This window comes from Devosia sp. MC521 (genome assembly GCF_014127105.1).
In the GTDB taxonomy this organism is placed as follows: Bacteria; Pseudomonadota; Alphaproteobacteria; order Rhizobiales; family Devosiaceae; genus Devosia.
In genome coordinates, this window is sequence record NZ_CP059902.1 from 1471593 (window position 1) to 1497918 (window position 26326).

At 57.9% G+C, this 26326-nt stretch carries 23 protein-coding genes and 1 tRNA gene; 13 read left to right on the forward strand and 11 right to left on the reverse strand.

All coding sequences use genetic code 11. The features are described 5' to 3' along the window. Positions 1–77 precede the first annotated feature (77 nt). From H4N61_RS07090 to H4N61_RS07100, 3 genes are all read right to left on the reverse strand, one after another. The gene (locus H4N61_RS07090) at positions 78–1529 is read right to left on the reverse strand and encodes a DEAD/DEAH box helicase (RefSeq protein WP_169194067.1); all 1452 of its coding nucleotides are present in this window, start codon (positions 1527–1529) and stop codon (positions 78–80) included. Between the two features lie 321 nt (positions 1530–1850). Then, the gene (gene parE / locus H4N61_RS07095; protein WP_169194066.1) at positions 1851–3866 is read right to left on the reverse strand and encodes a DNA topoisomerase IV subunit B; all 2016 of its coding nucleotides are present in this window, start codon (positions 3864–3866) and stop codon (positions 1851–1853) included. 801 nt (positions 3867–4667) lie between these two features. Beyond that, a complete protein-coding gene (locus H4N61_RS07100; RefSeq protein WP_182394280.1) occupies positions 4668–5870 on the reverse strand; it encodes an IS256 family transposase in 1203 nt (400 codons plus the stop codon). Positions 5871–6025: 155 nt separating this feature from the next. On the opposite strand from H4N61_RS07100, the gene H4N61_RS07105 reads away from it, so the two are divergent. Next, positions 6026–7543, forward strand: a complete 1518-nt coding sequence (locus H4N61_RS07105; protein ID WP_182395566.1) for an ABC-F family ATP-binding cassette domain-containing protein — start codon at positions 6026–6028, stop codon at positions 7541–7543. Positions 7544–7606: 63 nt separating this feature from the next. Here H4N61_RS07105 and H4N61_RS07110 read toward each other — a convergent pair whose 3' ends face one another. From H4N61_RS07110 to tig, 3 genes are all read right to left on the reverse strand, one after another. Next, entirely contained in the window at positions 7607–7906 is a 300-nt protein-coding gene (locus tag H4N61_RS07110; protein WP_169194064.1) for a PRC-barrel domain-containing protein, read from the reverse strand. A 47-nt stretch (positions 7907–7953) separates the two neighbouring features. Further along, positions 7954–8175 (reverse strand): hypothetical protein, encoded by a 222-nt coding sequence (locus tag H4N61_RS07115; protein WP_182395568.1) that lies wholly within the window; start codon positions 8173–8175, stop codon positions 7954–7956. A 133-nt stretch (positions 8176–8308) separates the two neighbouring features. After that, entirely contained in the window at positions 8309–9688 is a 1380-nt protein-coding gene (gene tig / locus H4N61_RS07120; protein WP_182395570.1) for a trigger factor, read from the reverse strand. Positions 9689–10176: 488 nt separating this feature from the next. On the opposite strand from tig, the gene H4N61_RS07125 reads away from it, so the two are divergent. The 3 genes from H4N61_RS07125 (at position 10177) to glnA (ending at position 12554) form a co-directional block, all read left to right on the forward strand. Then, a tRNA-Leu gene (locus H4N61_RS07125) sits at positions 10177–10261 on the forward strand. Positions 10262–10735: 474 nt separating this feature from the next. Then, positions 10736–11074, forward strand: a complete 339-nt coding sequence (locus tag H4N61_RS07130; RefSeq protein ID WP_169194061.1) for a P-II family nitrogen regulator — start codon at positions 10736–10738, stop codon at positions 11072–11074. A gap of 70 nt (positions 11075–11144) precedes the next feature. Continuing rightward, positions 11145–12554, forward strand: coding sequence for a type I glutamate--ammonia ligase (glnA, locus tag H4N61_RS07135; protein WP_182395571.1), 1410 nt, complete (start codon positions 11145–11147; stop codon positions 12552–12554). 42 nt (positions 12555–12596) lie between these two features. Here glnA and H4N61_RS07140 read toward each other — a convergent pair whose 3' ends face one another. Beyond that, positions 12597–13250 carry a hypothetical protein gene (locus H4N61_RS07140; protein ID WP_169194059.1) on the reverse strand — a complete coding sequence of 218 codons (654 nt, stop codon included), beginning with the start codon at positions 13248–13250 and terminating at the stop codon, positions 12597–12599. 220 nt (positions 13251–13470) lie between these two features. On the opposite strand from H4N61_RS07140, the gene H4N61_RS07145 reads away from it, so the two are divergent. The 9 genes from H4N61_RS07145 to H4N61_RS07185 are packed head-to-tail and all read left to right on the forward strand — an operon-like array spanning position 13471 to position 22298. After that, positions 13471–15183, forward strand: coding sequence for an ABC transporter substrate-binding protein (locus H4N61_RS07145; RefSeq protein ID WP_182395573.1), 1713 nt, complete (start codon positions 13471–13473; stop codon positions 15181–15183). 53 nt (positions 15184–15236) lie between these two features. Then, positions 15237–16208: an ABC transporter permease gene (locus H4N61_RS07150; RefSeq protein WP_182395575.1), complete on the forward strand. Its 972-nt coding sequence runs from the start codon at positions 15237–15239 to the stop codon at positions 16206–16208. A gap of 4 nt (positions 16209–16212) precedes the next feature. Then, a complete protein-coding gene (nikE, locus tag H4N61_RS07155) occupies positions 16213–18714 on the forward strand; it encodes a nickel ABC transporter ATP-binding protein NikE (RefSeq protein WP_182395576.1) in 2502 nt (833 codons plus the stop codon). Positions 18715–18731: 17 nt separating this feature from the next. Next, positions 18732–19352, forward strand: coding sequence for a hypothetical protein (locus H4N61_RS07160; RefSeq protein WP_182395578.1), 621 nt, complete (start codon positions 18732–18734; stop codon positions 19350–19352). After that, positions 19349–20002 carry a hypothetical protein gene (locus H4N61_RS07165; RefSeq protein ID WP_182395580.1) on the forward strand — a complete coding sequence of 218 codons (654 nt, stop codon included), beginning with the start codon at positions 19349–19351 and terminating at the stop codon, positions 20000–20002. The genes H4N61_RS07160 and H4N61_RS07165 overlap by 4 nt, the downstream gene beginning before the upstream one ends. After that, positions 19999–20523, forward strand: coding sequence for a flavin reductase family protein (locus H4N61_RS07170; protein ID WP_182395582.1), 525 nt, complete (start codon positions 19999–20001; stop codon positions 20521–20523). The genes H4N61_RS07165 and H4N61_RS07170 overlap by 4 nt, the downstream gene beginning before the upstream one ends. Positions 20524–20557: 34 nt before the next feature. After that, a complete protein-coding gene (locus H4N61_RS07175) occupies positions 20558–21175 on the forward strand; it encodes a hypothetical protein (RefSeq protein ID WP_182395584.1) in 618 nt (205 codons plus the stop codon). Beyond that, entirely contained in the window at positions 21175–21792 is a 618-nt protein-coding gene (locus H4N61_RS07180; RefSeq protein WP_182395586.1) for a hypothetical protein, read from the forward strand. The genes H4N61_RS07175 and H4N61_RS07180 overlap by 1 nt, the downstream gene beginning before the upstream one ends. Beyond that, positions 21792–22298 carry a hypothetical protein gene (locus tag H4N61_RS07185; RefSeq protein WP_182395587.1) on the forward strand — a complete coding sequence of 169 codons (507 nt, stop codon included), beginning with the start codon at positions 21792–21794 and terminating at the stop codon, positions 22296–22298. The genes H4N61_RS07180 and H4N61_RS07185 overlap by 1 nt, the downstream gene beginning before the upstream one ends. 64 nt (positions 22299–22362) lie before the next feature. Here the strand turns inward: H4N61_RS07185 and H4N61_RS07190 are convergent, their stop codons facing one another. The 4 genes from H4N61_RS07190 to H4N61_RS07205 form a co-directional block, all read right to left on the reverse strand. Continuing rightward, positions 22363–23373 (reverse strand): hemolysin family protein, encoded by a 1011-nt coding sequence (locus tag H4N61_RS07190; protein ID WP_182395589.1) that lies wholly within the window; start codon positions 23371–23373, stop codon positions 22363–22365. A gap of 5 nt (positions 23374–23378) precedes the next feature. Further along, entirely contained in the window at positions 23379–24740 is a 1362-nt protein-coding gene (locus tag H4N61_RS07195) for a hemolysin family protein (protein ID WP_182395590.1), read from the reverse strand. A gap of 159 nt (positions 24741–24899) precedes the next feature. Further along, complete coding sequence (locus tag H4N61_RS07200; protein WP_182395592.1) at positions 24900–25535, reverse strand: exopolysaccharide biosynthesis protein; 636 nt, start codon at positions 25533–25535, stop codon at positions 24900–24902. Positions 25536–25595: 60 nt separating this feature from the next. Next, positions 25596–26321 carry a Bax inhibitor-1/YccA family protein gene (locus H4N61_RS07205; RefSeq protein ID WP_248305855.1) on the reverse strand — a complete coding sequence of 242 codons (726 nt, stop codon included), beginning with the start codon at positions 26319–26321 and terminating at the stop codon, positions 25596–25598. Positions 26322–26326: the final 5 nt, after the last annotated feature.

Genomic DNA, 26326 nt, shown 5'->3' on the forward strand with positions numbered 1-26326 from the left:
GTAAGGATATTCTCACGCGGATGTGAGAAAGTAACGCTCCAAGATGTAGCAATGCTTAATCTTGGAGCGTTTAATGATTATTGGGCAATGCGCGTCGGGCGCAGCAAGAACGCTGGGATTGGTCCGGCGTCGCCAAATGGCCCATTATTGTTCGGCGCTGCCACTGGTGCAGTGTCGTTATTGCGCTTGCGGCGTGCGTTGTCGGCGCGCGTTCTTTGCGGCTTAAGTGGTTCGTCCACGGTATTCGTTTCTACTTCTGTAGGCGACGGAGCCACAACATCGGACTTTTCAGCCTTAGCGACCTTGCGGGTGCGACCGCCACGACGGCCACGCGATGGCTTGGCTTCAGCGTCTTCAGCAGCATCGGGAGCCGCTTCAGTTGTGATTGCCTGGGCAGTCTTACTTGGCGCGAGCCATTCGATCTGCTTTTGGATCAGCTTTACGATCGCATCGAGGTGCTTTTCGTCTGCGGGGGCGACGAATGTGTAGGCAACACCAGAGCGACCAGCGCGACCCGTACGGCCGATACGGTGAACGTAATCCTCGGCGTGCACAGGCACGTCGAAGTTGTACACGTGGCTTACCGCTGGAATATCGAGACCACGTGCCGCGACGTCACTGGCAACCAGGAGCGTGAGCTTGTTGGTCTTGAAGGCATCCAGAGTTTCCATGCGGCTCTTCTGGTCCATGTCGCCATGCAGCGAACCAGCGGAGAAACCGTGGCGCTGAAGCGAGCGGGCGAGGGTAGCCACATCACGCTTGCGATTGCAGAAGATGATCGCATTGGTGAGGTTCTCCGCCGCGTTGATCTGTTCGCGCAGAGCCGCGCGTTTCTGATCTGGGCGCGAGGATACCTTGACCAGCTTCTGATCAATCGTGTCGGCGGTCGAAGAGGTGCGCGAGACCTGAACGTGGACTGGGTCCTTGAGGAAACGCTTGGTGAGGCGCTCGATCTGTGGGTCCATCGTTGCCGAGAACAGCATGGTCTGGCGACGCGGCGGCAGGCGCGAACAAATCTTTTCGATATCGTCGATAAAGCCCATGTCGAGCATGCGGTCCGCTTCGTCGATGACGAGAACTTCCACGCCGGTCAGCAGGATCTTGCCGCGATCGAATTGGTCGAGCAGACGGCCAGGAGTAGCGATCAGCACGTCAACGCCGCGATCAAGCTTCTTGTTCTGCTCTTCAAACGATACGCCACCGATGATCAGAGCCATCGAAAGACGGTGATTTTTGCCGTACTTCTCAAAGTTCTCGGCAACCTGCGCCGCGAGTTCGCGGGTCGGTTCGAGAATGAGTGTGCGGGGCATACGAGCGCGGGCGCGGCCGTTTTCCAGCAGCGTCAGCATGGGCAATACAAAAGAGGCAGTCTTCCCGGTACCCGTCTGCGCGATACCAATAAGATCCTTCTTATTCAGAAGGTGTGGAATTGCCTGAGCCTGGATCTCGGTAGGCTTCGTGTAACCAGCGTCTGTGACAGCTTCGGTTACCTTGCTCGAAAGCCCAAGTCCGGAAAAGTCGTCGGTCAAGTCGGTCGTCCCAATCAGCGGTGCGGAGCGGCGCTATTCAGCCAGTACATGACCTCAGCGTCACCGATGAGCGCGCGCCTGTACCGCTATTGCGGGCGCGCTGCCCTAAAAGTTTCGAATGGAAACAATGTCGCGTGACCATTCGCGTTCAAAAGCAACACACGGCGGATCCAGAGTGTTGCAGGGTGCTGACGTTAGCATTCCCCGGCGATAGAAATGCCGATGCCTAACGTATAGCTAGCGGCGCGGACCATAGCGCAAACCCCTTGACTGTCAACGGGTTTGCCCGATTCACGCCATATTGCAGTAAATCTTTGCTGATCAAATGTCCAAATCGGTCACAAAAGCAGCGTTCTCCTGAATGAATTCATAGCGCAATTCAGGCTTGTTGCCCATCAATCGATCCACGGCGGTGCGGGTTGCATCGCGATCATCCAGCATTTTCACCTGCAGCAACTGGCGCGATTTCGGCGACATCGTCGTCTCGCGCAGGTGCACATAAGGCATTTCACCCAGACCTTTAAATCGGGTGATGTCGATTTTGCTCTTGCCGGTGAACTCGGTCTTCATCAACTCGTTCTTATGGGCGTCATCACGCGCATAGAGCGTCTTGTTGCCTTGAGTGATGCGGTAGAGCGGCGGCAGGGCAAGATAGAGGTGACCATTCTCAATGAGTTTGGGCATCTCTTGGAAAAAGAAGGTGATGAGGAGCGCGGCAATGTGCGCCCCGTCCACGTCCGCGTCGGTCATGACGATGATTTTGTCATACCGCAACTCATCTTCAGAATAGCGATCGCGGGTACCGCAACCGAGCGCTTGGATGAGATCGGCAATCAGCTGGTTGGCGGCGAGCTTGTCTCGGCTTGCGCCAGCAACGTTGAGGATCTTGCCGCGCAGCGGCATAACGGCCTGCGTAATACGGTTACGCGCCTGCTTGGCAGATCCGCCCGCCGAGTCACCTTCCACGATGAACAGTTCAGCACCCTGCGCCGCATTCTGCGTGCAGTCTGCGAGCTTGCCGGGCAGGCGTAGCTTGCGTGTGGCGCTGGCGCGATCGATCTCTTTTTCCTTGCGGCGACGCAAGCGCTCTTCAGCGCGCTCTACGGCCCAGTCGAGCAGCTTGCCTGCCTGATTGGGTGAGGCCGCCAGCCAATGGTCGAACGCATCGCGCAGCGCTGTTTCAACAATACGCGTGGCTTCTTGCGAGGCGAGCTTGTCTTTGGTCTGGCCGACGAATTCAGGTTCGCGCACGAACACCGACAGCATGGCCGAGCAGGAGGTCAGAATGTCCTCAGCGGTCAGATTGGCCGCGCCCTTGTGTTTGATCAGTTCCGCATAGTTCTTGAGGCCGCGCAGCAGCACCATGCGCAGGCCCGCTTCGTGCGTGCCGCCATCAGGCGTCGGGACGGTATTACAATAAGACTGTACGCCGCCGTCCCCCAGGGTCCAGGCAATCGCCCATTCGACCGAAGCGTGGCTGCCGGGGCGGCCGGTCTTGCCCGCGAAAATTTCGTCGGTAATGCGCGTTTCGCCTTCGATCCGCGCCGTCATGAAGTCCTTGAGGCCGTCCGGATAGTGGAACACAGCCTTGGCCGGAACGTCGTCGCTCGCCAGTTCTTCGTCGCAGCTCCAGCGCAGCTCAACGCCACCAAAGAGGTATGCCTTGGCGCGGGTCATGCGGAAGAGGCGACCGGCATTGAACTTTGCGGTCGGGCCAAAAATTTCCGGGTCGGGATGGAAGCGGGTCGTGGTGCCGCGACGGTTCTGCACGCGGCCAACATTGACCACGTCCTGCACCACCTTACCGCGTGAAAACTGAATGCGATAAAGCTGTTGCTCGCGCGCGACCTCAACGATCAAGTCGTCCGAGAGCGCGTTCACAACCGAAACGCCAACGCCGTGAAGGCCGCCGGATGTTTCATAGGCCTTGCCGTCGAACTTGCCGCCGGCGTGCAAAATCGTGTGCACGATCTCAAGCGTTGAGCGACCTGGGAACTTTGGGTGGATTTCGACCGGAATACCGCGGCCGTTATCCGAGATGGTCAAATAGCCATCGGCGCCCAAATGAACTTCGATGCGGGTCGCGTGACCAGCGATCGCTTCGTCCATCGAGTTGTCGATAACTTCGGCGAAGAGGTGGTGATAGGCGTTAATATCCGTGCCGCCGATATACATGCCCGGACGGCGACGGACAGGCTCAAGGCCTTCCAATACCTCGATGTCGGCAGCACCATAGGCCTCCGGCGAACCGGAGACGCGAGGCGCGACTTCGGCTTTCGGTTTGATCTGTGGTTGGTCTTGCTGAGGAGCGGCTGCTCCGAAGAGATCTGACGACATACATTTTCCATCAGTTCGGCCCGAATCGGGCGAATTGGGTTTTCTACCATATCGCGAGGATTTTTGCCGGTCTGGACCTGCGTTCAATTCCCACAGATGAGCTGTGCTTCATTGCCGTCAAGGTGAACGATATGAGAACTCTGGATGTACCTGATGGGTGCTTGTTCTCATTCCGGGACAGTGAGTGTCCCAGGATAAGTGGATGAATTTACGTTCTGTTTGTTTCTTGGGAGCACTTTTTTAAGTGCGTGCTGATACTCATGTGGACATACGGTTTTTGTATGGAGTTGCCGTATGAGGGCAGATCACTTGAGTATTGCGTATCAAACAAGTGTTCCCCGCCCAACTGTGCCAGGACATTGGCCACACGCCGGAAATAGTATTGCGTACCGGCTGGCCAATCTCCGCACCTCGCGTGTTCTTGCGATGGTGTTGGCGATAGGTCTCTTTTATTTCTGCTGAATATCTTGTGCCGTCCTTCGGGGCGGCATAAACTTATGCATCGTTCAATGTCGAGACGGGAGGGTGACGTGACAATATTTCCGACGCATCGCCAGCGTGGTCCCGTCCATGCCCTGTTGCTTAGGCTGCAGGGCTGACCAGTCGGTCCGGACGATATTTCGCTCCTTCCCACTTGGTTCGCCCTTTATGGCGCTTCGGCTAATGCTGTAGCGCTGAATTGACGGCAAATGGCGCCACACTTGCGCCGATCCAATGAGCGAAATCGATGGGCAGATCGTGTCCCTCGGCGTGGTGTAACTGAGGCAGGGCCTCCACGCATATCCGGCTTGGCCGGGTTGGTCAGCGTGCGGGGACTGCCGGCAGGCTGACGAGGGGATCATCGCTCAACGGGGCGACGGATTCCAGCGTCATGTATCTGGCGCGCTGCACAGCCCACTCATCGTTCTGCTCAAGCAGGATGGCGCCAACGAGCCGGACGATGGCATCCTCGTTGGGGAAGATGCCCACCACCTCGGTCCGCCGCTTCACCTCGCCATTCACCCGTTCTATCGGGTTGTTGCTATGCAGCTTGGCCCGATGCTCCCTGGGGAAGCTCATGTAGGCAAGGACGTCGTGCTCGGCCTCGTCCATGATGGTGGCGAGCTTGGGCACCCGCGGACGGATCTGGTCGGCAACGGCGCGCCATTGGGTGCTGGCGGCCTCCGGCGTCTCCTGAGCGAAGGCCGTGGCGATAAAGGCACTGGCCACGCGGCGACCGCTCTTGCCGGCATGGGCAAGGACGTTGCGCATGAAGTGGACTCGGCAGCGTTGCCATGTGGCACAAAGCACCTTGGTGACGGCCGCCTTGATGCCCTCATGGGCATCGGAGATCACCAGCTTCACGCCTCGCAGGCCGCGGCGGGTCAGCTTGCGCAGGAACTCGGTCCAGATCGCCTCGGCCTCCGAGGTGCCGATCTCCATGCCCAGCACCTCGCGCCGGCCATCCGCATTGACGCCCACCGCCATGATGGCTGCCACCGAGACGATGCGGCCGCCCCTGCGTACCTTGAGGTAAGTGGCGTCGATCCACAGGTAGGGCCAATCGCCCTCGATCGGCCGCTCGAGGAAGGCCTTCACCCGCCCATCGATCTCCTCGCAGAGCCGGCTGACCTGGCTCTTGGAGATGCCACTCATGCCCATGGCTTTGACCAGGTCGTCCACCGAACGGGTTGAGATGCCCTGGATGTACGCCTCCTGGATCACCGCGGTAAGAGCCTTCTCGGCCAGCCGCCGAGGTTCCAGAAAGCCCGGGAAGTAGCTGCCCTTGCGCAGCTTGGGGATGCGCAGCTCGACCGTGCCGGCCCGCGTCTCCCAGTCCCGCTCGCGGTAGCCATTGCGCTGGACCCGCCGCTCGGCGCTCTTTTCGCCATAGCCGGCCCCAGTGGCGGCACCCACTTCCATCTCCATCAGCCGTTCGGCAGCGAAGCCAATCATCTCACGCAGAATATCGGCGTCGGGGGTCTTCTCTACCAGCGTGCGCAGGTTCATCATCGTGTCGGTCATCGGTGGTCCTTCAGGTGCAGGGTTGGGGTAAGCAACCAGACCTTACCGGAAATCCGTCGATGACCACCCAGCCGCTCGCTCGCTACGGCGCTCCTAATGGCGCGCTCGCGAGCGGCTTGACCACCTCAGTTACACCACGTCCCGGGACACGACCGATGGGCACTCTCAGTCTCAAAAATGCCGGCCACCGTGCGGGCGATCTCTTATTCTCCAATCTCACTCTTTCTATCGCTGATGGCGACCGTGTTGGCCTTGTGGCGCCAAACGGGCGTGGCAAGTCTACGCTTTTGCGGGCCCTGGCGGGGGAGCTTGAATTGAGCGAAGGCGCGATCACGCGCTCGCGGGGCTTGAAACTCGGCTATATTCCGCAGGACATTCCATCTGAATTTCTCACGCTCTCCTTGCGTGACTTTGTCGGCACGGGGCTCGATCGCAGCCAGCTCGAAAGCGAAGGCTGGCGTGTTGATGTGGTACTGGAGGAATTCTCCATCCCAGAAGAGTTTCGCGACAAGGCTCTGAACCAGTTGAGTGGTGGCTGGCAGCGCATGGCCCTTTTGGCGCGCTGTTGGGTTGGCGAGCCGGATGGCCTGCTGATGGATGAGCCCACCAACCATCTCGATCTCTCTCGCATCGTCGCGCTTGAGGATTGGCTCGTTTATGCGGCGAAGTCCATGCCGGTGGTTATCGCTAGCCACGATCGGGCCTTTCTCGATCGCGTAACCAATAGGACACTGTTCCTGCGTCCTGACGAGCCCGTCTATCTGCCGCTTGCCTATTCGGCGGCCCGGGCGGAGCTTGATCGCGTCGATGCGGCGGCCCAAGCCCAGCGCGAGCGTGATCTCAAAGAAGCCACTCAGCTGCGCAAGCAAGCTGCGAAGCTGACCAATATCGGTATCAACTCGGGCAGCGATCTGCTGACGGTGAAATCCAAGCAGTTGCGCGAGCGTGCCGAGAAAATTGAAAACAAAGTCCAAGAAATGCATCGCGACCGGACAGGCTTGGTCAAGCTCGGCAATAGCGGTGCCGACGCGCGCGTTATGATGGCGATCAGTAGCCTTGCCGTTACCACTCCGAATGCTATTCCCTTATTCTCAATTGAAAAGCTGCATATTTTTCAGGGAGATCGGGTTGTCCTCTTAGGCGCTAATGGTGCTGGTAAATCGCAATTCATGCGCGTCATCACAGAGGCCCTTGCGGGCGATGTGGTGGATGGTGTTCGGCTCTCGCCCCAGCTTGTGCCCGGATATATGGACCAAGCCCTCGCTTGGCTTCCGATTGACCGGTCACCGCTTGACTACCTTTTGGAGCGGTTTGACGAGGGCGATCGGCGGACGATTGCGCTGTTGGCGGGCGCGGGTTTTGCCACCGAGAAGCAAACCAAGCCAATGGCGACACTGTCCCTTGGTCAGCGGGCGCGTGTCGCGCTCTTGGCGCTAAGATTAGCCAAGCCCAATTTCTATTTGCTGGATGAGCCGACCAATCACCTCGACATCCCCGGGCAAGAACAGCTTGAGGACGATATCTGCGGGCAGGGTGCCACGGCCATTATCGTCAGTCACGACCGCGCTTTTCTGCGGGCGGTGGGGACGCGGTTTTTGCAGATCAAGGGCAGGCGGCTGGTCGAAGTTGACAGTCCGGAAGACTTTTTCGCGGAGATGGCTGCCGCTCTCTAAAAAGAACGGGAGCCCCGCGAGGAGCTCCCGTTCTCACCAACTGACTGGAGGTCAGGTCAGTGTTCAGCGATCAACATGCTCTGGCAGAGCTTTTAGCTGATCTTTGGTAAAGCGCGTGACGCCGTGCACATTGCCGTCCTCGTCACGCATGAAATTGAGGTCTGACACGTTCAGCGCGACCGGCTTTGCGCCGAGGCCGAGAAAGCCACCGACATCAACGACAACCTGCGAAATTGCGCCAAGTCCGTGAACATGGGCGACCTTGCCGACATGGTGGTCATCCGGGCCGTAAATTGTTGCGCCTTCTAAAACGGCAGCGTTCAGCTCGGTAACGGAAAGGGGTGTGTGACGAGTATGGTCCAAAATGAAATCCTTTTTGGTGTTGCTTATTATGGGATGGTCAGTTGGGGCTAAAGCGGACTGCGGGCCTCAAGGGCGGACAGCATTTCACCGATCCGCGCCGCCACTTCTGAATCGAAGCTTTGGCTCTCTTGGGTCAGCTCATATTCATGCAGTTCGCCAGTCGTGATGCCCGCACGGCGCGCGAAGTTCTTCGCATCAAGACCAAGTGCTATGCGTCGATCGCGATCGACTTGCGGCTGGGGGGCAAAGGCGGATGAAATATAGCTCATGATTTCAGACTCCACAGTGCGTAGTGGCAATGTGGCAGACGCCAAAAGGTTCACTCAAAATGGCTGTGATCGGTAACAAAGAATAAAAAAAGCCGCCCCGGAGGGCGGCTTTCGTTTGAGCTATGCTCAGATCTTAGTGGTGGTGCTCTTCTGGCACTTCGTCTTCGTCAGCCTGGATGAGCTTTGCGAGCTCTTCACGGGTCATCTTCTTCTCGGTGATTGCACCGGTATCGATGATCAGGTCGACGACCTTGTTTTCGAAGATTGGAGCACGCAGGCTTGCGAGAGCCTGTGGGTTCTTGCGGTAGTAGTCGTAAATCTGCTGTTCCTGGCCTGGGAAGCGACGGACTTCAGCGATAAGCGCCTGCTGGTGCTCTTCGTCCGAAACCTGAACTTCCTTGGTGTTGCCGATTTCGGCAACGACGAGGCCGAGGCGCACGCGGCGTTCCGCGATACGGCGGTACTGTTCACGAGCTGCTTCTTCGGTGGTGCCTTCGTCTTCGAAGGAACGGCCGTGCGACTGCACTTCGTGCTCAACGCGCTGCCAGATGGTCGCGAATTCAGCTTCAACCAGCTGGGCTGGAACGTCGAACTTGTGGCCGTCATCGAGAGCGTCCAGAACCTGGCGCTTCATGTGCTGGCGACCCATGGAAGCGAGAGCCGATTCCATCTGTTCGCGGATGATCTTGCGCAGTGCTGCAACGTCTTCGAGGCCGAGCTTCTTAGCGAATTCGTCGTCGAGTTCGCCAGCGTTCGGGCCGTCAGCATGCAGGATGGTGACGTCGAAGGTTGCTTCCTTACCGGCCAGATCAGCGTTCTGGTAGTCAGCTGGGAAGGTAACCTTGATGGTCTTGGTTTCACCCTTCTTCTGGCCGACGAGCTGTTCTTCGAAGCCAGGAATGAATTCGCCCGAACCAACGGTCAGGTGAGCGTGCTCGGAAGTGCCGCCATCGAATGGAACGCCATCGATCTTGCCAACGAAGGAAAGGCCGAGACGGTCGCCGTTTTCGACAACTGCGCCATCACCCTTGTCGGTGTAGCCGCGGTTCTGTGCGAAAACGCGGTTCACTTCGACGTCGACTTCTGCGTCGGTCACGTCGATCACTGGCTTGGTGATCTTGACGCCAGCAGTGTCCATCAGTGTTACTGGTGGGAGAACTTCGTATTCAACTTCAAATGCCAGATCGGTCTTGCCGTCGAGCACGTCGTTGATCACTGCCTGATCCTGCGGCAGATCAACCTTTGGCTGAGCAGCTGCGCGTTCCTTGCGGGTGTCGAGCGCGCTAGCAACGGTTTCGTTGATCGCGTCGGTCATGACTTCGGACATAGCCGAACGGCCATAGACCTTCTTCATGTGAGCGGTCGGCACCTTGCCGGGACGGAAGCCCTTGATGTTAGCCTGGCCCTTGAGCTCTTCGAGCTTGGTGTCGAGGCGCGCGTTAAGGTCAGCGGCCGAAATGGTGACGCTGAGCTTGCGCTTCAGGCCTTCGTTGAGGGTCTCAGTTACCTGCATGGGGGTCTATTCCCGTCTTGTTTGATCTCGTTAGGCCAACGGCATGACGCATTGATTCAGGAGGCGAGGCCACGCGAAAATTTCGCGCCAGATGAGCCGTTTGCTTTTCTTACCCCGCGTTAAATACAGGGCTTGAAAGCACAAAACCCATCTGTTGGGTCGACACTTTCACCAATCCATCATTTGGACGCGCCAAAACAAAGCGCGGCCTCAGGCCGGGTTGATGGAGGCGTATAGAGGCTATTCGGGCTTGGTGCAAGCATTGCTATGCCTGTCTAAACGCCGGATACCCTAGCAAACCTGCGATTTTTCATGTGGTTGCATCTTGGCGCGGTAATCAAGTGGTGAGGGAGCGGGTTCACTGCGCAGTTTTCCACATGATTGAACGCGCCAGAGTCGGCTGTTTCACAAGATTCTGTGCCTTGAGCTGAGGAGAATGAGGGCAGGGCATTGACCCCGTTATGACAATATCATAGCAAGCCGACAGCGCGCTCGTGGCGGAATTGGTAGACGCACTGGATTTAGGTTCCAGCGCTTCACGGCGTGGGGGTTCAAGTCCCTCCGGGCGCACCATCACTCACCTGTTGAGTGGTTTCAGATTTAATCTGATTGAAAAAGCGGCAGCCGTGATGCCGCTTTTTTCGCATCTAGCGTTTGGCGTCGTGAGTACGGGCGATCACCACCCTTGTGTGATGTGCTGATCGCATATTTCTCATGTTATGCACCGCTCTAGAGCGTGCTGCAGCTCTGAGCTGAGCAGCGCACAATGCCGGTGGCGAATAGAAGTCACTGCCACCCCCTTCTGACATTGTACAAGGGCGCAGCTTAAAACTGCGGCACCAAATCCCTGTCCTGTGGTGACTGGGCTGTAAATCTGTGCGCGCCGCCTAAACTTTGTGCATATACCTCACTTTGCCCGTGCTACACTGTTTTTCGCTTATTGACTAAGGCTATGGAAAATATGGTTTTCTTGAAGCTTGTGTGAGTTGGCACACCCTATGCATATGTATTGGCGGTAATTGCCGAAAGTGGCCATGGAGGCATGAGTTGAAAAAGATCGAGGCTATCGTAAAGCCGTTCAAACTCGACGAAGTAAAAGAGGCACTGCAGGAAGTAGGTCTGCAGGGCATCACTGTGACCGAAGCCAAAGGCTTTGGGCGCCAAAAAGGCCACACGGAGCTCTATCGTGGCGCTGAATATGTGGTGGACTTCCTGCCAAAGGTGAAGGTCGAGGTGGTTTGCACCGACGACGTCGCCGAAAAGGCAATCGAAGCTATCCGTGCAGCAGCCCAGACAGGGCGCATCGGCGACGGCAAGATCTTTGTTTACTCGATCGAACAAGCGATCCGCATCCGTACCGGCGAATTTGGTGACGACGCGCTCTAAGTCCCCTTAGACCGAGCGCATCGCACCCGACTGAATACAACCGTTTCCGCAAGACAGGGGAAAGACCCAAATGACGACCGCAGCCGACATCATCCAGCGCATGAAAGACGAGGACATCAAGTACCTGGACGTGCGCTTTACCGACCTGCGCGGTAAGCTTCAGCACGTTACTATGGACGTGTCTGTTGTCGACGCCGACATGTTCGAAGACGGCGTGATGTTTGACGGTTCCTCGATTGCTGGCTGGAAGGCCATCAACGAGTCCGACATGGTGCTCATGCCAGATCCGGCGTCCGCTTACATCGACCCGTTCTTTGCTGCCAAGACCCTCGCAATTAACTGCGACATTCTCGAGCCCGCAACCTACCAGCCATACAACCGCGACCCACGTTCGATCGCGAAGAAGGCTGAAGGTCTCGTCAAGTCGTCGGGTGTTGGTGACACCGTCGTTTTCGGTCCAGAACCAGAATTCTTCATCTTCGACGACGTGAAGTACTCGACCTCCACCTATAAGGTTGGCTTCCAGGTTGACGCGGCAGAACTGCCAACCAACAACGATGCAGACTTCGAAGGCGGCAACAACGGCCACCACATCGGCATCAAGAAGGGCTACTTCCCAGTTCCTCCGTTGGACAACGCGCAGGACATGCGTGGTGAAATGCTCGAAGCCCTCGGCGAAATGGGCGTCATCATTGAAAAGCACCACCACGAAGTGGCATCGGCTCAGCACGAACTTGGTCTGAAGTACAAGACCATGATCGCATCGGCTGACGACGTGCTGATCTACAAGTATGGGGTTCAGCAGGTTGCTAACTCCTACGGCAAGACTGCAACCTTCCTGCCAAAGCCAGTCTTTGGCGACAATGGTTCGGGCATGCACTGCCACATGTCGATCTGGAAGGATGGCAAGCCACTCTTCGCTGGCGACCAGTACGCTGGTCTCTCGATGGACTGCCTCTACTACATCGGCGGCGTCATCAAGCACGCGAAGGCAATCAACGCTTTCACCAACCCGACCACCAACTCCTACAAGCGTCTGGTTCCAGGCTTTGAAGCTCCAGTTCTGCTCGCTTACTCGGCTCGTAACCGTTCGGCTTCGTGCCGTATTCCATTCGGCCAGTCGCCGAAGGCAAAGCGCGTTGAAGTTCGCTTCCCAGATCCATTGGCGAACCCATACCTTGCCTACACCGCACTGCTGATGGCTGGTCTTGATGGTATCAAGAACAAGATCCATCCAGGCGAGCCAATGGACAAGGATCTGTACGAACTGCCAAAGGACGAACTCAAGGAAATCCCGACCGTCGCCGGTTCGCTCCGCGAAGCTCTGGAAAGCCTCGACAAGAACCGTGAGTTCCTCAAGGTCGGCGGCGTGATGGATGACGATTTCATCGACGCTTACATCGAGCTCAAGATGGCTGAAGTGCTGCGTGTCGAAATGACCCCGCACCCAGTCGAATACGAAATGTACTACTCGGCCTAATTGGCAGGGTTTGGGGAAGGGGCCTTCGGGCCCCTTTTTCTTTTATAGGCTGGGAAATGCGCGGCGCATGGCGTGACGCCAATCCTTGGGCGCCTCAAGCGCCAATTGCGCGTCGCGTGTGGAATAGTGCTCTGTAAACTGCACAGCAAAGCCGATGTCGAAGAGGCGCACGACCGCCCCCTCAAGCTGACCGATGGTGACGAGTTCCCCGATTGCCGGTTGGAACGGAGCCGATACCGCTGCCCCGCGACCGGAATAGTCGATGACGAGGCATGGCTGTGGCCACTCATCCTGTCCGCGGCAAATGATGGTGCGCGGGTTTTTCGGTAGCAGACGTTCGCTACTGCGGCGGTTGTTGGTTTCCGTCCACAGGGTTTCAGTGAAATTGTTGATGCGTTCGTTATGCTCCAATGTGCGCGCGCTGCTCATGAGCAAAGCCATCTCAAACCCATCTTCGAGGCGCCGTGTCACCGGGCCCTGCAGGGCACCAAAAGCGGCAAAGCGTGCCGTAACCATTTCACCCAATTGCGGAATAATCGGTGCGGCCACGCCCAGACTGGTCGTTGCGATCATACGTAACCGGCAAGCAAACAGGTTGAGGCCAGCGTGAGCAGGTCTCGCGCCAAGTGAATAGCGGCCTGAAACAGTGGTAATGCCGTGTACGACGATAGACGCCTGCGGGGATAGCTCGGTCACGTGGAACCCTCCAGTGTGTAGAATCTACAGCAAAACTGGCAAGCTGACCTTTAAACTCACCGCTGAATTTTATGACCTGCCTTAGCTATTTAGAAAGCATAGGGGCGTGCCATATAAACATGACAATGAAGTTCAGGAATCTCTTGACCTGACCTTAACATGAGTTTAGCAGTCCGGTTAAGGGTGCTTGTAGCCCAGTTTACAAAACCGGATCTTCCAAATGCGTCGTTCACTCCTTCGGGGTGCGAGTGCTGTTGCGCTCGCCCTATGCCTTGCCGCGCCTAGCTCTGCTCACGATGCGAGGCTCCATGCTAATCCTGAAGCTGGCAATGGCAGCCCTCACACGGCTGCGGGCATCCTCAGCACGGTCAACAATCAGGGTCCAAAGACTGCTGATAGCCTGACCATCGGCATTTGGAACACCGCCGCCAACATCACCACCTATACGATCGGCAACAGCTGGAACGATTGGGTGCTGTATCTGGCCCTCGATAAACTGCTCGAGCCATCGCCCTATATGTCCAAGGGCCGCTCGTGGCTGGCGACTGAAGTTGTGCAGGTGTCGGAAGACGCGCGCATCTGGGAAGCGGAAATCCGTCAAGGCGTAAAGTGGCACGACGGCACTGACATGACCGCCGAAGACGTCGTCTTCACCTACAATCTTTACCTCAACGGCCCGGCAAACCGCTGGACTCACCACGTCTCTGACGTGCCACGCATCGAAACCATTGAGCTGGTTTCGCCCACCCGCGTCCGCTTTACCGCGCCGCGCCCCATGCCAAACTTCGATCTCGTGACCGCGCCCGAGCTGCCGATCATGCAGAAGAAGCAGTGGGAAGGCATCGAAGACCCGCGCACCATGACCGATCCGGTCATTGGCACCGGCCCCTACAAGCTGGTCGAATACAAGGCCGACGAATTCTACCGCTTTGAAGCGCACGAAGAATTCTGGGGCGGCGCGCCAACGGTCAAGGAATTGACGCTGGTCATGATCAAGGACCCGCAGACGATATTTGCGGCCCTGAAGTCTGGCGAAATCGACGGTGCTGCCCGCGCTCTGCCGCCTGAAATGGTCGCGCAGTGGAAGGACGATCCCAATATCGAGATCGCGCAGGCGCCAACCCTTTGGGGCACCTGGATGCAGATGAACCTCAATGATCCGGTGTTCAACAACCGCGATCTGCGCAATACCCTCTCGCTCGCGATCAATCCTGAAGAAATGGTCGAGCGCGTCATGCTCGGTCGCGCGCAGTCCGGCAAGCACGGTTGGCCGCACCTCGATAGCACCTGGACCAAGCCAGGTCTTGAAGTGCCATTCGATGCCGAAGCGGCCAAGGCTGGCTTTGAAACCCTTGGCTTTGTCGACGCCAATGGTGATGGCTATCGCGATCTGCCCGATGGCACGCCGTTCGATTGGCGCATCGTCGTCTCGACCAATCAGCCGCTCTATGTGCGTGCGGCCGAAGTCATGGTCGAGCAATTCGATGCCGTGGGCATCAAGACCCATGTTGAGGCCGTGGACGCTGCCACCTTCAACAGCCTGACCACCGATGGCAATTACGAGTTCTCCATCTCCGAAATTACCCCGCACGGTCTGGCCGATCAGGACCAGTACATGCAGTTCTATTCGAGCCCGCAGATGAAGACGCTGCTCGACAGCGAACCAGAACGTCTGGCCCTCTACAATGAGTGGTGGGAAGCGGACAGCCGCGAAACACGTCAGGACGCCCATTTCAAGCTGCAGGAATATGAACTGAAATACCCGAGCCGTTTCATGCTCTGGTACCCAGATGGTCTGTTTGCCTACAATTGGAAAGCCTACGACAACTACGCCTCTTCGTTCGGCTACGGCATCTTCCACAAATACTCCTTCTTGCCTGAAGCTGGCCGTATCGGCACCTCCGACTCCATCGATCAACTGATCGCGGAATAAGTCTGGCTCGCCCGCGCGGCTTCGGTCGCGCGGGCTTTTTGGCGTTTCGGTCCATGTATTATCTGCGCACGACACTGCAGTATCTGCTGACTTTGCTCGCGGCTCTCGCGGCGAACTTCTTCTTGCCCCGTTTGGCGCCCGGCGATCCCATCAACGCTCTGCTCGGCGCAGACGTCGTTGAGACCATGACCGAAGAGCAGGTGGCGCAGGTCGCGAGGGAACTTGGCATCCATGATGCCCTCCACGTGCAGTTCTGGAACTATCTCACCGGCATTTTCACCGGCGATTTCGGCATGTCGATCAAGCTGGGCATGCCCGTCTGGGATGCCCTCATCCAGAAGCTCCCGTGGACGCTACTGCTGATGGGTTTTGCGCTGGTCATCTCGACTGTGCTCGGCACGGTTCTAGGCGTCATGTCCGCCTGGAAGCGCGGTGAAATTGCCGACATTGCAACCATGGGCGGCGTGCTTTTCGTCGGTTCACTGCCGCCGTTCTGGCTGGCGATGATGCTCATCATTCTCTTCTCGACGACCCTTGGTTGGCTGCCATCCTACGGTGCTTACAAAGTGGGCACGTCCTTCCCGAGCCTGAATTGGTTCCAAGGGGTGGGGCTGCGGTTGATTATGCCTGTGCTGGCTCTCGCCATTGTCCAAACCACCTCCGTCCTCCTGATTGCCCGCTCCTCCATGCAGATGGCGCTTGATCAGGATTACATCATGTTCGCCCGCGCCAAGGGCGTGTCCGAGGGCAAGATCTTCTTCAAGCACGCGTTCCGCAATGCGCTGCTGCCACTCTACACCCACACCATGATGGGTCTTGGCGCCCTCATTGGCGGCTCGCTCATCATCGAGACCGTGTTCTCCTATCCCGGTCTCGGCGGTCTCATCGTTCAAGGCGTCAACTCGCGCGACTATCCGCTTTTGCAGGGCCTGTTCGTCATCACCACGATTTCGATCATCGCCGCGAACTTTGTCACCGACCTTCTCTATCCCCTGATTGACCCGCGCACGCGGCGGGCGGGTTAAGTCCATGTCGACAGCACACTATTCCAATACCAGACGCGTCATCGCGCCGTTCTCGACGGCCACCGGCAAGGTGCAATGGCTGGGCATCACCATGCTGGGCATCATTGTCCTGCTCGCGGTCATGGCGCCGCTTTTTGCGGGCTATCTGCCGCGCGCCCTAAGCTGCGCGCCATTCGAAACGCCGAGCGCCGCCCATATTCTGGGCTGTGACGACGCTGGCTACGACATCTGGTCCCAGCTGCTCTATGGCGCGCGCGTCTCTCTCATTGTCGGGCTCTCGGTTGCCACGGTCTCGACCGTGATTGCCACCGCCGTTGCCATTCTCGTTGGCTATCATGGCGGCTGGGTTGATCGCCTCGTCATGCGGTTCATCGACGTGGTGCAAGCCATGCCGTTCATGCCGCTGGTCATCGTTCTGGGCGTCTATTTCGGGGCCTCCATCCAGACACAGATCATCGTGATCGCGCTGGTCATGTGGGCGAGCCCGGTGCGTGAGCTGCGCGCGCAAATTTTGTCTATCCGTTCAGCCGGTTACGTCGAAGCGTCCATTGCTATGGGGGCAGGGGGCTGGTTCGTCGGTCTCAAGCATATCCTGCCAGAGATTGCGCCTGTCATTGTGCCGCAGTTTGTGCGCATCGCCCTTGCGGCGATCATGGTCGAAACCTCGCTGAGCTTTTTGGGCTTGGGCGATCCCCTGCAAAACTCTTGGGGGTCGATCCTCTTCCACGCCAATGCGCGCGCCGCTTTCCTCACCGGAACTTGGATCTATTGGATCTTGCCGCCCGGCATAGCCGTCTCGCTCACCGTTTTGGCTCTGGCCTTTATCGGCTTTGGCTATGACGCCTCGCTCGCGCCGCGCATCAAGGTCAAAAAGCAGGCCCTGCCTCTAGCGCCAGCTCATGCTGCGCCGCAGTCTGGCGCGGCCCTGTCTGCTCAGGGATTGACCATTGTTTACGACACTGAGTTTGGCACCAACACCGCCGTAAAAGCCTGTGATCTGACCCTTCATAAGGGTGAGCTTTTGGGCCTTGTCGGCGAGTCCGGTTCCGGCAAAACCACACTCTCGCTCGCCATCCTGCGTCTCCTGCGCCATCCGGCCCGTGTCACGCACGGCGCGGTCTGGCTTGGTGACGATGATCTGCTGGCAAAAGACGCCGAAGAGCTTCGTGCGCTGCGGGGGCGCAAGATCGCCCTTATCCCTCAGAGTGCCATGAACGCACTCAATCCCGTGCTCACCATTGGTGCGCAGATCGAGGAAGCTCTTGAGCGTGGCGATAAGCTGCCCAGCGACCAAAAATCCGCCAAGGTGAACGAGTGGCTGGGCAAGGTTGGCCTCCAAACCAAGCACGCCAACAGCTACGCCCATGCCCTCTCTGGCGGTATGCGTCAGCGTGCCGTCATCGCTATTGCCCTGTGCAACACGCCCGAGGTGGTGATCGCCGATGAGCCGACCACTGGCCTTGATGTGCTGGTGCAGGAAGAGATCATGCAACTTCTGCTAAATCTCCGCCAAAGCCTTGATTTATCTATTCTTTTCGTCACTCATAATCTCCCCTTGATCGCGCGCCATGCCGATCGTTTGGCGGTTATGTATCAGGGCGAATTGGTCGATCTCGGCGCGCCAGAAAGCCTGCGCACGGCGGCTCTTCATGCTCATACGCGGGCGCTTTTTGACAACCTCCCAGAGATCGACGACCCAAAACTTTGGCCGCAGGGCGTGCCGAATGGCGATCCCGTCATTGCCTTTACCGGCGTGACGAAAACCTATTACCCAAATTCGGTTTTGGGCCTCAATCTCGGCGCACCGCACAAAGCGCTAAACGATGTGTCCTTCACCCTGCGTACCGGCGAAAAGCTTGGGCTGGTTGGGGGCAGTGGGGCGGGTAAATCGACCCTTGCCCGTTTGGTCATGGGCATGATCAAGCCCGATAGCGGCGCGATTGCCTATAACGGTGCTCCGCTTGGTGCTGGTCGTACCGCCCGTAAAACCATGGCGCGCGCCGTCCATATGGTGTTCCAGGACCCGTACCAGTCCATCCGCAATCGCATGTCCATTCGCGACATTATCGCCGAACCGCTGCGCATCCACGGGGAACGCGACGATGGCGTTATCGCGCGCAAGGTTGCGGCAGCACTAGCGGCAGTACGTCTACCGTCCGATGGGCATTTCATGTCCCGTCGCCCGGTTCAGCTCTCTGGCGGACAACGCCAGCGTGTCGCCTTCGCCCGAGCATTGGTTTGTGACCCCAAGGTGATCATCGCCGACGAGCCAACCTCAATGCTTGATCAATCCGTGCGCATGGAAATCGTGCAGTTGATGGAAGACCTTCGCCGCGAATACGGCACAGCGTTCCTCTTCATCACCCACGACATCGCCTTGGCACGCCACTTCTGCGACCGGCTCATAGTGTTGAGCGAAGGCCGTATCGTTGAGCACGGGGATGCGGACGCTGTCGTCCAAACCCCACAACATGACTACACGCGCAAGCTGATCGCAGCGGCCTGACGCACAGAAAGACAAAGATGAGCGGACGTTTTCTCTATTTGCAGAATAGTTACGGTGGCCCCCCGCCTGCGCTTTTGCGTGTCGCAGACCACACTCTTGATATCTACCAGCAGTACGACACAGACCGGCTCGATTGGTCAGTCTACGATGCAGTCATCATTTCCATGAGCGCCGATCAGCTTCACCTTGTGGAGATTACGGCGAAGCTGCAGGCCTACCTCAATGGCGGCGGCACGCTGGTCATCAATGGTCACGTGGCGCGCCCGTTCTTGCCCGAATTGCAGCGCTACGAGCCGATGGAAAAGCGCGGCAAAGCCGAGCTGGTCATTCATCGCGAAACCGAGCACCCAATGTTTGCCTCCGTCACTGCCGAACAGCTCACCCTGCGCAAGGGCGTTGCTGGCTTTTATGGACGAGGCACCAATCCTGCTCCCGCAGGCGCGACAGTCATTCACTCGGTTGGCCCTGATCATGTAGCCGTCGATTGGCTCTACGAGCGTCCCGAAGGCGGTCGCATCTTCGTCCACTCGGGCGTCGAGCTCTGGGCGGTTCTGATGCTGGAAGGTCCCGAGCAGGGCATACCTGTCATTCAAGCCATTTTCGATTGGTTGGCGCAAACCTCGCAGGTGGCAGCATGAGCACAGTTTTGAAGCCTATTGTTGCCGTTATCGACGGCGGCCAGCACTATCATCATGACGCGATCACCCGGGAGCCATTTGCCTCCTATTTCGACCACATCATCTATCTGCGCGATGTCGCCAAAACCGATCTCACCCAGTTCGATATCGTCATCATTCCTTGCCGCACCAATGCCTATTATCTGGCGCCTCTGAGCCGTCAGTTCCAGGCCTTCATGCGCAATGGTGGCACCCTTGTTGCCATGGGCGAGACCTTCCCCAATACATGGCTGCCCAATATTGGCCTGCGCGAAATGCCGACCAACTTCTGGTGGTGGCTGACCCCCGGTGCCGATCTTGGCTTGCGCATGAGTGATCCCGATCACGTGGTCTGCGATTACCTCAAAAAAGAAGACGTCACCTTCCATCTCCACGGCGCTTTCGAGCCGCTGCATGAAAACCAGAAATCTCTGGTCGAGACAGCCGAAGGTGAGTGCCAGATGTTCGAGGACGAGGTGTCCTATGCGCCAGGTCGCTTGATCGCCACGACGCTCGATCCATTCTTCCATCACGGCGCGTTCTTCATGCCTGCAACCACCCGCATGTTGGCCGGTATGTTGCCTTGGCTGATCGATACCGAAGCCGAGCGAAAGGCTGCTCTGGCCGAATGAGTACTGCAGATTTGGAGGCCGCTCCGGCGGCCGTTCCTCCGCGGCAGGCGTTCTTGAACGCCATGTCGCAATTCGCCAATTCGGTTTGCATCGTGGCCACGGACGGTTCCGCTGGCCGCGATGGCACCTGCGTTTCGTCCATGACATCAGTCGCCGCCGATGGCGACAAGCCGACACTCCTGATCTGTCTCAACGAAAAGAGCCGGGTGACGCCAAAACTACTCACCAATGGGCGGTTTAGCGTCAATCTCCTTACCGCGAGCGAGCAGGGGATTGCTGACCTCTTTGCCGGTCGCTGCGGCGGCGTTGCCGAGGGATGGTTTGACGATCCGCGCTGGATGCTGGGAGAGACCGGCTTGCCAGTCCTCAACCCAGCCCTCGCCAGCTTTGAGTGCTCGGTCTTCCAGACCAGTTTCGTGGGCACGCACCACATCATCATTGGCGCCGTTGAGGCGGTTTACACCACCCAGAGTGGCACACCGCTCATCCATTCGCAGCGCCTCTATCGCTACCTCGCTTAGGCGAAAACCTGTACGTTGAAGGGTACACAGAACGATGACTGAACCGACAAGCGGCAAACTGCTGCTGATCCATTCGCACTACGGCACACCGCCGGGCCTATTTGATTTGGCGATGCAGCGTGGCGACGCCATTATCGTGCGCGAGAAAGACCTCACACCTGAGCATTTCGCTCAGGCCAAGGGCTTGATCACCACCAGCCACATCGACCAGTTGAACTTCCTTGCTCTACGCCCGCATCTTGAGGCTTTCCTCGCGCGTGGCGGCAATTGGTTCTTCAATGGCCACATCCTGCGCGAACTGGTTGGCGGGCTCAAAATCTACCAGCCGATCATCAAAGCCAAGCGTGCTGATCTGGTGCTCACGCGCATTAACGAACACCCAATTTTCGAGGGCGTCGATCAGCCTTCTTTTGAAGAAAACAAGGGCGTCGCAGGCTTCTATGGTCGCGGCCACAACCCGCTTCCCGAAGGCGGTCTCGTGGTCAATGGCATTGGCCCAGACAACTTGCCGATCGATTGGGAATGGAGCCTCCCCACCGGTGGTCGCATCTTCAGCCACGCTGGCAATGACATTGGTGGCATGGGCGGACCGAACCCGAACCACGCCCTTGTCGCCCCCCGCATCATCGCTTGGACCATGGGAGAACTCTAATGGCCATTCTCGCCATCAATCCCGGCACTTACTACCACCTCGAAAGTTTTGAAGCGCCCCGTTACGCGCAGTATTTCGATCAGCTCGTGCGCCCCGAAGATCTGCCGAACGTCGACCTCAACGCCTTCAATGTCGTGCTGATCCCGTGCCGCACACCAGCCGACCGCATGGAGCCGCTCAAGCAGCAATTGCTCGATTATCTCGATAAGGGCGGCACCATCATCGCCACCGGCGAGAGCGACAGCGAACTCTTCCTGCCCAATATCAGGGTCACCCCACAGCCGACCAATTTCTGGTGGTGGCTCACCCCCGGCGCAGACCTTGGCGTGCGCATCGCCAAGCCTGAGCACAGCCTCTTCCAATATCTCACCCAGAAGGACATCACCTGGCATTTGCACGGCTGGTTCGATGTTCCCGAAGGCGCTGAAGTGCTCGCTGTCAACGAAAGCGGCAAGCCCATTCTCTATATCGACGAAGTGACCACCAAGGGCCGGATGATCATCACCTCGCTCGATCCCTTCTACCACCACGGCAGCCACTTCATGCCTGCCACCACCCGCTTCCTCGACGGCTTCTTGCCCTGGATGCGCGCTGAACTCGATCGGGACTGCCTCTAATGACTGCCACAACTCTCACCGTTCTCGAAAACGGCAAGCCACTGACCTACACCTATGCCGATCTCATGGCCTATCACGGTCACGGCTTTTCCGGCGGCGTCGCCCACGGGTTCAAGGTGCTGGAGCGCTCGCTGCCACTCTTGGCCGATGGAGCAATCCCTGAGCGCCGCGAAATCTCCTTCCGCACCTCGTTCGGTGGTCCGGGCGGTCGCGATGCTTTGGAAATGGTCACCCGTTGCCTGACCGAAAATCGCCTCTCGATTGAGCCCGATCTGGCGCAGACCGAGCGCGGCTACACCATGGCCCGCTACGTTTGGCTGGTGAGCTATCGCGGCACCACGGTCAGCGTTCGTATCCGCGAAGGCATTGTCCGGGACGAGTTCATCGCCTTGGGCAAAAAGGCCAATCGCACGGACGACGAAAATGCGCGTCTCGAATATCTAAAAAGCGAAATGGCGGAGCGGATTTTATCCCTCCGCGCCACCGAAGTTTACGAGACCTTCTAAGCCTAGCCGACCAACACGGTGATCATCAGGTGCAGTTCGCTCAAACGAACTGCACCTGTTTTGCTTACGCGGTGTGCGGCAACACGCGTTTGAGAATGTCGGCCATGGTGACGACACCCAGAATACGGTCTGCTGCGGTGACGATAGCGAGTTGCTCGCCGTCCTTACGCATACGGGCCAGAGCTTCGTAGACCGATGTGTGCTCTGGCAAAGCCAGAACGTCACGCGCGAATTTGTCGGCTGGCGCCGACCCACCCTCGAGGAGAGTGTCGCGAACGTGCACAACCTTGGGCCCGGATGCGCCCTCGTCGAGCAGCAAAATCCGCATGTGTCCCGAAGTTTCGGCAAGCTTGCGCACCTCGGCAACACTGGCTTTAGGGCCAACCGAGACGGGCTTGCGACCCGGAGCGATCAAATGGCTCACGGAAGCACTACCCAGATCGATCAGGCTCGAGAGCTGTTGTTGCACTTCCGTTTCCAGCACGCCCACTTTCGCCGAATGTTCAACGAGTTGACGGATGGTCGCCGCGTCCTGCCCACCGATAGCTGTGCTTTCGACAGGCTCAACGCCTGAGGCACGGACGAGAGAGTTGGCAATGCGGTTGATCACGCCGAGCACAGGGCGCAGCGGCCAGATGTAGCTTTCAGCGGCCAGACCAATTGCAACGGCCGCCTTTTCAGGATGCGCAATCGCCCAGGACTTTGGTGCCATTTCGCCAACAACCAGATGCAGGAAGGTGACGAAGAACAGCGACAGCAGGAATGCCGCGCTATCAGCCAGCCAGAATGGAGCACCGGCATTGAGCAGGATAGGGCCGAGCGCCGCGTCTACGGCTGGCTTGGTGATCGCACCCAATGCGAATGTGCACAGGGTAATCCCAAGCTGCGCGCCCGCAAGCATGAGGGTCAAGTCGTTCATGCCGCGCAGCGCTGCGCGGGCCGAAGCACTCTGCGGGGCCATTTCTTCGAGCTGACGACGACGTGCGCCGATCAGTGCAAATTCGATGATCACGAAGAAGGCGCTGAGAACGATGAGAGCGATAGTCGCTAGAATGACGAATGTTGGGTCTTTCATGGCCATCACTCCGCCTGCTCGATGAGCTGGACGCGCACTCTGGTGGGCACATGGCGCTCCACTTCGAGCACAGTCACAGACAGGCTACGGCTAATCAGAATACCCTCTGCGACTTCAGCTTGATCGGCAGGGAGCTGCACAACCACAATTTCATCAACAGTTGGCAGCTCACCTGTTTCCGCAATAAGCAGACCGGCAATGGTTTCGACGTCGCCTTTCTCAATCGGGCGACCAATCGTGCGTTCGACTTCGTCGAGGTGCACATCGCCTTCCATGATCCAGATACCGTCGCCATCAAAGGTCACGGCATCTTCTTCATCGCTGTCGTGCTCATCAGTGATTTCGCCGACGATCTCCATGGCGATATCTTCGAGCGTCAAAACGCCAGCAAAGCCACCATATTCGTCGATGACACAAGCCAGTTGGTTATTGGTCCCAACGAGCTTATCGAAGGCGTCGGGCAGGTCCATCAATGTCGGTACAACCAGTGCAGGGCGCATGATGGTGGTCACCGAGGCGTTCGGGTCCGCGGTTTCCAGTTGCGGGAGCAGGTCCGACAGATGCACCACGCCAATTGGCGCTTCTTCATCGTCGACCACTGGATAGCGCGTATGCGCACGCGCCATCATCTCACGCACTTCAGCGATAGTCGTTTCCGGGCCGATCCAATCCACCTGAGAGCGTGGCACCATGGCGTGCTCGACGTCGCGCTCTGGGAAGTCGACAATACGGTCCATCATCCAGGCCAGTTCGGCTGGCAGGTCGCCGCTGTTCCGAGAGTCCGCGATAATGCGTGGCAGATCCTCGCGCGAAGCGCTGACGTCGATGTCGTGAACAGGCTCGATCCGCAGCAGCTTGAGCAGCACGTTCGCAGACATGTCGAAGAAGCTGATGATCCAGCCCATCGCCTTGAGATAGAACAGCGTCGACGTCGCCAGCATTTTTGCGAGCGGCTCTGCATTCGAGATGGCGAGGTTCTTTGGATAGAGTTCGCCAAAAATCATTTGCACGACAGTCGCGAAGAGCAGCGCCAGAATGGTGCCGGTGGCAATACCGACTTCTGTGGGGATACCCACCCCGCCAAGCATGGTGCCGAGGGCACCGCCAACGAGTGGCTCAGCCACATAGCCAACCATAAGGCCGGTTACAGTGATGCCCAGCTGCGCGCCGGAGAGCATGAAGCTCGTTTGCTTGGTGACAAGCAAGGCACGCGCAGCGGCTTTGTCGCCCTGTGCCGCTTGCGCCGCGAGCTTGGTGCGGTCGACGGCCATATAGGCAAATTCTTGAGCGACGAAATAACCGCCAACAGCGATGATCATAATGATGATCGCTATGCCGAGCAGCAGATTCAATATTGGTTCGATCATTTGTGACACCTGATGCACGCTAAAAGAAGCGGCACATATTTCTCCTGTAAGGCTTCGTCAGTTGGATATTGGGTGCTGTCATTCATAAGAACGACAGATGATGTCGATCTGTTCATTTCAGATCGCCTGATTGGGTTGATGGCACTGGCTGCGGTCGTTTCAAAAGATTGCCGATATCGCCAGCCATGCAGCAAAGGCGAAGGCTGCGATAACGCCGGAGACAATCACGAGGGAAACAATGCCGGTCACTGTTCCGGCCAGAACCCAGATTCCGTCTTGCTGAATAAGACCCAGCGCGAGGATGCAAATGGCGATGGCGGGCAGCATATTGCCCAGCGGAATTGGCAGAAACAGTACGATAGCGAGAATGAGTGTGAGCGCGCCGACCAGATATTCTGCCGGTGGCTTTGTCAGTATGGAAAAGCGCGGGCGCATAAGCCGCTCGGCTTTCTCCAGCCATGGCCCAACCTTGGCCAGAATGCGGGCAAAGTCTGCGCGCGCAAAAGAGCGATCAGCGATGATGGCTGGTAGCCATGGAGTGCGTCCCAACATCAGCTGAGCCGCCAGAAATAGGAGCGGCGCTCCAAGCACGCCTGACACACCCGGCGGCACCGGGATGGTATTGGGCACGGCGAACACAAACAGCATGGCGGCGATAGCGCGCTGATCGAGCTCTAGCAGCAGGTCGCGAATATAAATGCGATCCCGGTCAACGCGCCCGGCAATCTGGCCCAGCTTGGCTGAAAGACTAAACGTTTCATCGTCGCCGCTTATCGCGGTCTCTTTTGTCGACATAAAATTCCCCCTCTCGGCAAAGGCGCGCCACCGACCATCGGTCGGCAGCGCCCCTCAGCTTTACTCGTCTTGTTGGCCTGTCAGGCTGAGCAGCAGCTGGAAGATATTGATGAAGCTCAGATAGAGCGACAGTGCGCCCATAACGGCGAGCTTCTGGTTGCCTTCAGCACCATTGTGCTCTGCGTACTGATCCTTGATCGACTGTGTGTCCCAAGCGGTCAGGCCGAGGAACACCAGAATGCCGATGATCGAGACCGCGAACTGCAGAACGCTGGAGCCGAGGAAGATATTGACGATCGAGGCAATAACGACGCCGATCAGGCCCATGATCAGGAACGAGCCAAACTTGGCGAGGTTCGCTTTGGTCGTATAACCGTAAAGGCTCATCACGCCGAACATTGCAGCGGAGATGAAGAACGTACGGGCGATGCTCGACCCGGTAAAGTTCAGGAAGATGGAGGCCATCGACAGGCCCATCACCGCACAGAATGCCCAGAACATGCCTTGCGCTGCAGCAGCGGAGAGGCTGTTGATCTTGAACGAGAAGAACATCACGAACGCCAGCGGCGCGAACATGACAACCCACTTCAATGGCGAGGAGAAGATCGGCACGTAGAGGGCTGGTGTCGAGCCGACGAAGAAGGCTACGAGGCCGGTGATGACCAGGCCAAGGCCCATGTAGTTGTAGACGCGCAGCATATGCTGGCGCAGGCCTTCGTCGTAGACGGCGGTGTTCTGCGAAGCGGTGGCCGAATTACCCCATCGCATGTTGGGCTGGGATGACATCTGTC